7 protein-coding genes are annotated in these 6,970 nt (G+C 72.1%); 4 read left to right on the top strand and 3 right to left on the bottom strand.

Annotation, left to right across the window (positions count from 1 at the left end; translation table 11 throughout):
• Positions 1–144 precede the first annotated feature (144 nt).
• The 3 genes from AB0B50_RS39670 to AB0B50_RS39660 form a co-directional block, all read right to left on the bottom strand.
• Entirely contained in the window at positions 145–648 is a 504-nt protein-coding gene (locus AB0B50_RS39670) for a hypothetical protein (RefSeq protein ID WP_362341223.1), read from the bottom strand.
• A 113-nt stretch (positions 649–761) separates the two neighbouring features.
• The gene (locus tag AB0B50_RS39665) at positions 762–1,409 is read right to left on the bottom strand and encodes a response regulator transcription factor (protein WP_362341221.1); all 648 of its coding nucleotides are present in this window, start codon (positions 1,407–1,409) and stop codon (positions 762–764) included.
• Between the two features lie 69 nt (positions 1,410–1,478).
• Positions 1,479–2,657, bottom strand: coding sequence for a sensor histidine kinase (locus AB0B50_RS39660; RefSeq protein ID WP_362341259.1), 1,179 nt, complete (start codon positions 2,655–2,657; stop codon positions 1,479–1,481).
• A gap of 380 nt (positions 2,658–3,037) precedes the next feature.
• Here AB0B50_RS39660 and AB0B50_RS39655 point away from each other — a divergent pair, with 380 nt between their 5' ends.
• The 4 genes from AB0B50_RS39655 to AB0B50_RS39640 all read left to right on the top strand — a co-directional run bounded on the left by AB0B50_RS39655 (position 3,038) and on the right by AB0B50_RS39640 (position 6,936).
• On the top strand, positions 3,038–3,595 hold the full coding sequence (locus tag AB0B50_RS39655) for a heme-binding protein (RefSeq protein WP_362341219.1): 558 nt from the start codon (positions 3,038–3,040) through the stop codon (positions 3,593–3,595).
• Positions 3,596–3,688: 93 nt separating this feature from the next.
• Positions 3,689–4,285, top strand: a complete 597-nt coding sequence (locus AB0B50_RS39650; RefSeq protein WP_362341257.1) for an ankyrin repeat domain-containing protein — start codon at positions 3,689–3,691, stop codon at positions 4,283–4,285.
• Positions 4,282–5,424: a YncE family protein gene (locus AB0B50_RS39645; RefSeq protein WP_362341217.1), complete on the top strand. Its 1,143-nt coding sequence runs from the start codon at positions 4,282–4,284 to the stop codon at positions 5,422–5,424. Before AB0B50_RS39650 ends, AB0B50_RS39645 begins: the two co-directional genes overlap by 4 nt.
• Positions 5,425–5,430: 6 nt before the next feature.
• Positions 5,431–6,936: a M1 family metallopeptidase gene (locus tag AB0B50_RS39640; RefSeq protein ID WP_362341215.1), complete on the top strand. Its 1,506-nt coding sequence runs from the start codon at positions 5,431–5,433 to the stop codon at positions 6,934–6,936.
• Positions 6,937–6,970 lie beyond the last annotated feature (34 nt).

The following is a 6,970-nucleotide window of genomic DNA, read 5'->3' as shown; positions in this document are numbered from 1 at the left end:
TCTCACCGGTGAGAACACGGTCTCCTGGCGCGACCCGACATCACCGGACCAAATCCGCATCACGGGATGAAACACCGGGAGAAAACGACCTCTAAGCGGGGTGCCGGGCCGGGTTCCGGACGGGGTTCCGGACGGGGGAAACCGCTAGCGCGGGACGCGTGGGAAGCGGGAGAGGAGGGACCAGATCGCGGGGTTGTCCGCCAAGGTGTCGTGGAGATCCGTGAGGTCGGCCACCAGGTCGTGGAGGAAGTCGCGGGCCTCGCGGCGCAGTTCCGTGTGGGAGAAGGTGAGGGCGGGCTCCTCGGGGTCCATCCAGTCCGCCTCGATGTCCACCCAGCCGAAGCGGCGGGCGAACAGCATGCGGTCCGTCGACTCCGTGAAGTCCAGCTCCGCGTACTGCGGGCGGGCGGCGCGGCTGCCCAGCGGATCCTTGTCGAGCGCCTCGACGATGTCGCACAGCGCCCATGCGAAGTCCAGGACCGGCACCCATCCCCAGGCTGTGGACAGCTCCCGGTCCGCCTTGGTGTCCGCCAGGTAGACGTCCCCGCAGAAGAGGTCATGACGCAGCGTGTGGACGTCCGCGCGGCTGTAGTCCAGCTGAGGCGGGTCCGGGAAGCGGCGGGAGAGGGCGTAACCGATGTCGAGCACGGGTCGATGGTGTCATGGCCGGGGCGACCGGGCTTCCGGGCGCCTCACGGCAGCGGACACCGGTGCCTCACGGCAGCGGACACCGGTGCCTCACGGCAGCGGACACCGGCGCCTCACGGCAGCAGGCGCTGCTCCTTGGCCACCGAGACCGCGCCCGCCCGTGTGTCCACGCCCAGCTTGTCGTAGATGCGGCCCAGGTGGGTCTTCACCGTGGCCTCGCTGATGAACAGGGCGCGGGCGATCTCGCGGTTGCCGAGGCCCTGGGAGAGCTGGCCGAGGATGTCGCGTTCGCGGTCCGTGAGCGTGGGGTGCGGGGCACGCATGCGGGCCATGACGCGCGAGGCGACCGGGGGCGAGAGCGCCGTACGGCCCTGGGAGGCGGCCTGGATCGCGGAGAAGAGCTCCTCCGGGCGCTCCGCCTTGAGGAGATAGCCCGTCGCGCCGGCCTCGATCGCCCGCGTGATGTCCGCGTCCGTGTCGTAGGTGGTGAGGACCAGGACGTGCGGGGTGGGGGCCGGGGCCGTCGTGATGCGGCGGGTGGCCTCCACGCCGTCGATCCCCTCGCCCAGCTGCAGGTCCATCAGGACCACGTCCGGCGTCAGCTTCGCGGCCAGGGCCACCGCCTCCTCGCCCGTGCCCGCCTCGCCGACCACCTCGATGTCCGGCGCGCTGCCGAGCAGGGCGAGCAGGCCCGCGCGTACGACGACGTGGTCGTCGCAGACCAGGAGGCGTACGGGGTGGGCGGGGGCGTCTGTCGTCACTGCTGCTCCAAGGTCACTGCTGCCGTCACTGCTGCTCCAAGGTCACGGCTGCCGTCACGGCTGCCGTCATTACTGCTCCAACGGGATCGATACGGAGAGCACCGCGCCTTCGCCCGGCGCCGACTCGATCGTCAGTGTGCCGCCCAGCTGCACCGCCCGCGCGCGGATCGCGGGCAGCCCGTGGCCCCGTACGCCCGCGGGCGTCCCGGAGACCGGCGGCGGTGTGAAGCCGCGGCCGTCGTCCGCGATGTCCAGGACCACCTGGTCGTCCAGGAGCGTGAGGGTGAGCGCCGCCGTGGTCGCGTCCGCGTGTTCGCGTACGTTCGCCAGCGCGCCCTGCGCGATGCGCAGCAGCGCCGAGCTGACCCGGTCCGGCAGCGGCACCGGCGTGCCCTCCGCGTGGAAGCGGACGGTGAGGCCCGCGTCCGATTCGCGGGCCGCGAGTTTCCGCAGTGCTTCCGCGACACCCCCGCCGTCCGCGAGGTCGGTGGGTGCCAGGTCGTGCACGAAGCGGCGCGCCTCGGTGAGGCCGTGCTCGGTGATCGACTCGGCGGTGCGGACGTGGGCGCGGGCCTTCGCCGGGTCGGTGTCCCAGACCCGGTCGGCCGCCTGCAGCAGCATCTGCTGGCTGGACAGGCCCTGCGCGAGGGTGTCGTGGATCTCCATGGAAAGCCGCTGGCGCTCGGCGAGCGTGCCCTCGCGCCGTTCGGTGGCGGCCAGTTCGCGGCGGGTGCGGATGAGGTCGTCGATCAGCTCGCGCTGGCGGGCCGCCTGGCGTCGCATGTAGGTGAAGACCGCCGTCGCGATGGCCGACACGGCGGGTGGCCCGAGGATCAGGTCGGGGTCGTAGCGGCCCGCGAGCCGCAGCTGCGACGCGATCACGCAGGCGGTCAGGACGGCCACCAGGGCCAGGGCCGCGCGCGGTGGCAGCGTCCGCAGGCCGGTGTAGAAGAGCGGCACCGCGCACCAGCCGAAGCTCGGCGCCAGGATGACGAGGACCAGCCAGACCGCGACGACCAGGGCGAGCCAGGCGAGGTGGCGGGGCGTGGGAGGGGCGCCGGGGGCCGGCCCCGGGGGGTGGGGTGCGGCGCGCCTGTCGCGAGGCGTGCCGGTCAGGAAGGGCAGGGCGTAGAGGACGGCGAGGACCGCCGAGAGCGCGATGATCCACGGGACGCGCGCGCCGCCGGGGTGGCGCAGCAGGAAGCGGGCCAGGGAGGTCGCGAGGAGCAGGTAGAACGTCGCGTGCATGACGGCCGCGAGCCAGCGGGCATCGGGGTCCGGCGTGCGGGGGTCGGGGCCCGGCGTGCGCTGTCCCACTGGGGCGCCTCCCTCTCGTGTCGACGTCTCGTACCGATGACGCGTGTCGACGTCTCGTACCGATGACGCGTACCGACGTCTCGTACCGCCGCCACGCAGTCGCTGAACTGGGCAAACACCCTCATTGTGGCCCGCCGGGACCACAAAGGGGTCAACCGATCGGTTGACCCTGGTGTCGTCCGAGTCGCGCGCGGCTCCCAGCCGGTACGTCGAGGGGTGAGGCGTGGGTGCGACCTGAGGATTGATGGCAGAGGGAAACAAGCTCCCCTCGAACCCCGGACCTCACCCCACCTTCACTCCAGGAGCCCCCGATGCAGAAGCTCTCCCGCCGCACCCGCGTCCTCACCGTCGCCGCCACCGCCGCCGTCCTCGGCGCCGGTACCTTCGGCGCCGTCTCCGCCACCGCCGGCACCCCCGACGCCGCCACCAAGGCCGCCGTCACCGCCGACGCGGGCAACAAGAACCTCACGCAGTCGACGCACCTCACCGTCGCCGCCGCCACCAAGGCCGCGCAGGCCACCCTCGACGCCGCGAAGAAGGAGAACCAGCGCGTCTCCGTCGCCGTCGTCGACCGCAACGGCAACACCATCGTCACGCTGCGCGGCGACGGCGCCGGCCCGCAGTCCTACGAGTCGGCCGAGAAGAAGGCGTACACCGCCGTCTCCTGGAACGCCCCCACCTCCGAGCTGACCAAGCGCCTGGAGCAGGCCCCGACCCTGAAGGACATCCCCGGCACGCTGTTCCTCGCCGGTGGCGCCCCGGTGACCGCCAAGGGCGCGCCCATCGCGGGCATCGGTGTCGCGGGCGCCCCCAGCGGCGACCTGGACGAGAAGTTCGCCAAGGCGGGCGTGGCGGCGCTGGGCCGCTGACACCCCTGAGCCGCTGAGCCGCCGAAGCCACCGGGTCCCCTCATGCTGAGGCTGTTCCCGGCCCGTACGACGACGAGGAGAACGATCATGGCCATCACCGCTGCCGACCAGCGGCTGCTCGACGCCGCACGGGCCGGGAACGCCTCGGAGGCGGCCGCCGCCCTCGACGCGGGGGCCCGCGTCGAGGCCCGCGACACCGAACTGCGCACCCCGCTGCTGCTCGCCGCCATCGGTGACCACGTGGAGGCCGCGAAGGTCCTGGTGGCCGCGGGCGCCGACGTCAACGCGCAGGACCACCGCTCCGACAGCCCCTGGTTGGTCACCGGAGTGACGGGCAGCGTCGCCATGCTGCACGTGCTGCTGCCCGCGGGGCCCGACCTGGAGCTGCGCAACCGCTTCGGCGGGATCAGCGTGATCCCCGCCTCGGAGCGCGGCCATGTCGCGTACGTACGAGAGGTGCTCCGCGTCACCGACATCGACGTGGACCACGTCAACGACCTCGGCTGGACCGCCCTGTTGGAGGCCGTCATCCTCGGCGACGGCGGTCGCGCGCACCAGGAGATCGTGGAACTGCTCCTCGCCGCGGGCGCCACGCCCACGCTCGCCGACCGGGACGGCGCCACCCCGCTCGCGCACGCGGAGCGCCGCGGTTTCGCGGAGATCGCGGGTCTGCTGCGGGGTGCCGCGTGAAGGGCCGGGCTCTCGTGAAGGGCCGGGCCCTCGCGGCCTGGACGTCGGCCCTGTTGGCCGCCGCAGTTCTCGCGGGCTGCGCGTCCGGCTCCGAAGGGCCCGCGGCCTCCGGCCCCGGGCCCACCCGCGCGAAGGCCACCGCCACCCTCCCCGCCGACGCGTCGACCCCCGAAGGCACCCTTCTGGTCGCGGACTTCGGCTCCGACACGGTGACCTTCGTCGACCCCGAGAAGGGGCCGATCGGTTCTGTCGAGGTCGGGAAGGCGCCCTACGGGCTGACCGTGGGTGAGGACGGCCGTGCCTGGGTCGCGACGGCCGAGGGTGTCGCCGTCGTCGACACCGCGGCCCGCAAGCGCGTCGACCGCATCCCGTACGAGACGGAGACCGGCCCCGCGACGACGGGCGAGTACCGCGGCGGCGGCATGGGCATCGCCCTCGCACCCGACGGCAAGCATGTCTACGTAGGTGTCAACGTGCCCGGCGGAAAGGGGACGTTGGAGGTCATCGACACCGAGGAGCGCGAGGTCACCGACACGGTGCCCGTCGGACGGCGGCCCTTCGACGTCGACGTCTCCAAGGACGGCCGCGAGGTCTACGCCACCGACCACGACTCCTTCGACGTGACCGTCGTGCGCGCCGACTCGCTGAAGCCGCGCCGCATAGAAGTCGCCCCCTACGGCACGGAGGGCGGCCTCGGCTCCTGGCTGAAGCCGCACTACACCGCCGTGCGGCCCTCCGACGGGCGGCTCCTGCTGCCCTTCGAGGGCGAGAAGCTCGTCGTACTCGACCCGCGCACCGGCGAGTACGACGTCGAGAAGATGACCGCCAACACGCACCAGCACGGCGCGACCGTCACCGAGGACGGCACCCTGTTCGCGGTCGGCACCGGGCCCATCGACCCGGACGCCGACGAAGGGCCCTCGCTGACCGTGCGGACGAAGGACGGCACGGAGCGGGTGGTTCCGCTCGAAGGACCGCACGAGGACGTCGCCGTCTCCGCGGACGGCCGCACCGCGTACGTCACCGGCGGCTTCACGCGCGACGGCTACTGGGACGGCATCTCGGTCGTCGACGTGGAGGACGGCACGGTCCGCCGACTCCCGGCGGGAGAGCGGCCGTTGGGGATCGCGGTGCTCTGACCGGCCATGGGGCCAGGGGGTCGGGGGCAATATCACCCCCGGCCCGAACATTTGCCGCATAAGATCGCTCGCGTGGACAAGCGATCTCCGGCCGTCCGAGCCGCCACCGTCACCTGTGCCCTCGCCCTGCTCGCCACCGTCGGCGCGTGCAGCAGTTCGGGCGGCGACGGCACCCCGGGCGCGGACGGCGTGCGCGACCCGTACTTCCCCAAGCTGGGCAACGGCGGTTACGACGTCGAGCACTACGGCCTGACCCTCGGCTACGACCCCGACGCGCGGCACCTCACCGGCACCGCCGAGATCACCGCCCGCGCGACCAAGAGGCTCAGCGCCTTCAACCTGGACCTGAAGGGGCTCGACGTCTCCGCCGTCACCGTCGAGGGCAAGGCCGCCCGCTTCCAGCGCGCGGGCCAGGAGCTGAAGATCCGCCCCGCCGACGACCTCGACCGGGGCGAGACGTTCCGCGCGACGGTCCGCTACTCCGGCACCCCCGAGACCATCACCGATGCCGACGGCGCCGAGGAGGGCTGGCTCAGGACGGAGGACGGCGCGCTGGCGCTCGGCGAGCCGGCCGGGTCCATGGCGTGGTTCCCCGGGAACCACCACCCGAGCGACAAGGCTTCGTACGACATGGAGATCACCGTTCCCAAGGGCCTGAAGGCCGTTTCCAACGGTGAGTTGACCCGTGAGACGACCCACAACGGCCGCACCACCTTCGCCTGGCACAGCGCCGAACCGATGGCGAGCTATGTGGCGACCGTCGCCGTCGGCAAGTTCGAGATGGAGACCACGACGACGGAGGACGGGCTGCCGATCGTCAATGCCGTCGCCCCCGGCGAGGCCAAGGCGAGCAAGAAGGCCCTCGCGAAGACCGCGGACATCCTGGAGTGGGAGGAGCTCAACTTCGGTCCGTACCCCTTCTCCTCGGCCGGTGCGATCGTCGCCGGTGAGGACGACGCGGGGTACGCCCTGGAGACCCAGACCCGCCCCACCTACCCGGGCGCCCCCGACGCCGAGCTCATGGTGCACGAGCTGGCCCACCAGTGGTTCGGCAACTCCGTCACGCCCAAGACCTGGCGCGACATGTGGCTCAACGAGGGCTTCGCGACCTACGCGGAGTGGCTGTACCAGGAGGACAACGACGGCGAGAGCGCCGAGGACATCTTCGACGCGCTCTACGAAGACGGTGAGTACTACTACGACGACGGCGAGGACAACGAGGAGATCTGGGACTTCCCGCCGGCCAAGCCCACGGACGCCGGGAGCATCTCGGACTCGCCCGTCTACAAGCGCGGCGCCATGGTCATCCACAAGATCCGCCAGGCGGTGGGCGACGACGCGTTCTACGACATCGTGCAGGGCTGGACGAGGACGTACCGCCACAAGAACGCGGACACCGAGGACTTCACGGAGTACGTCGAGGAGCACGCGGGAAGCGACGAGGCGCGCGAGAAGGTCGAAGGGATCTGGGGGGACTGGCTGTACGGGGACGGAAAGCCGGAGCAGCCCTGAGGTTCCCCGGCGTCGAGGTCCTTGGTCCGGTGCG

Origin of the sequence: Streptomyces sp. NPDC041068, assembly GCF_040647455.1 — a bacterium.
GTDB lineage: Bacteria > Actinomycetota > Actinomycetes > Streptomycetales > Streptomycetaceae > Streptomyces.
Note: the sequence above shows the minus strand (reverse complement) of the source record. Positions and strands in the feature narration are given on the sequence as shown.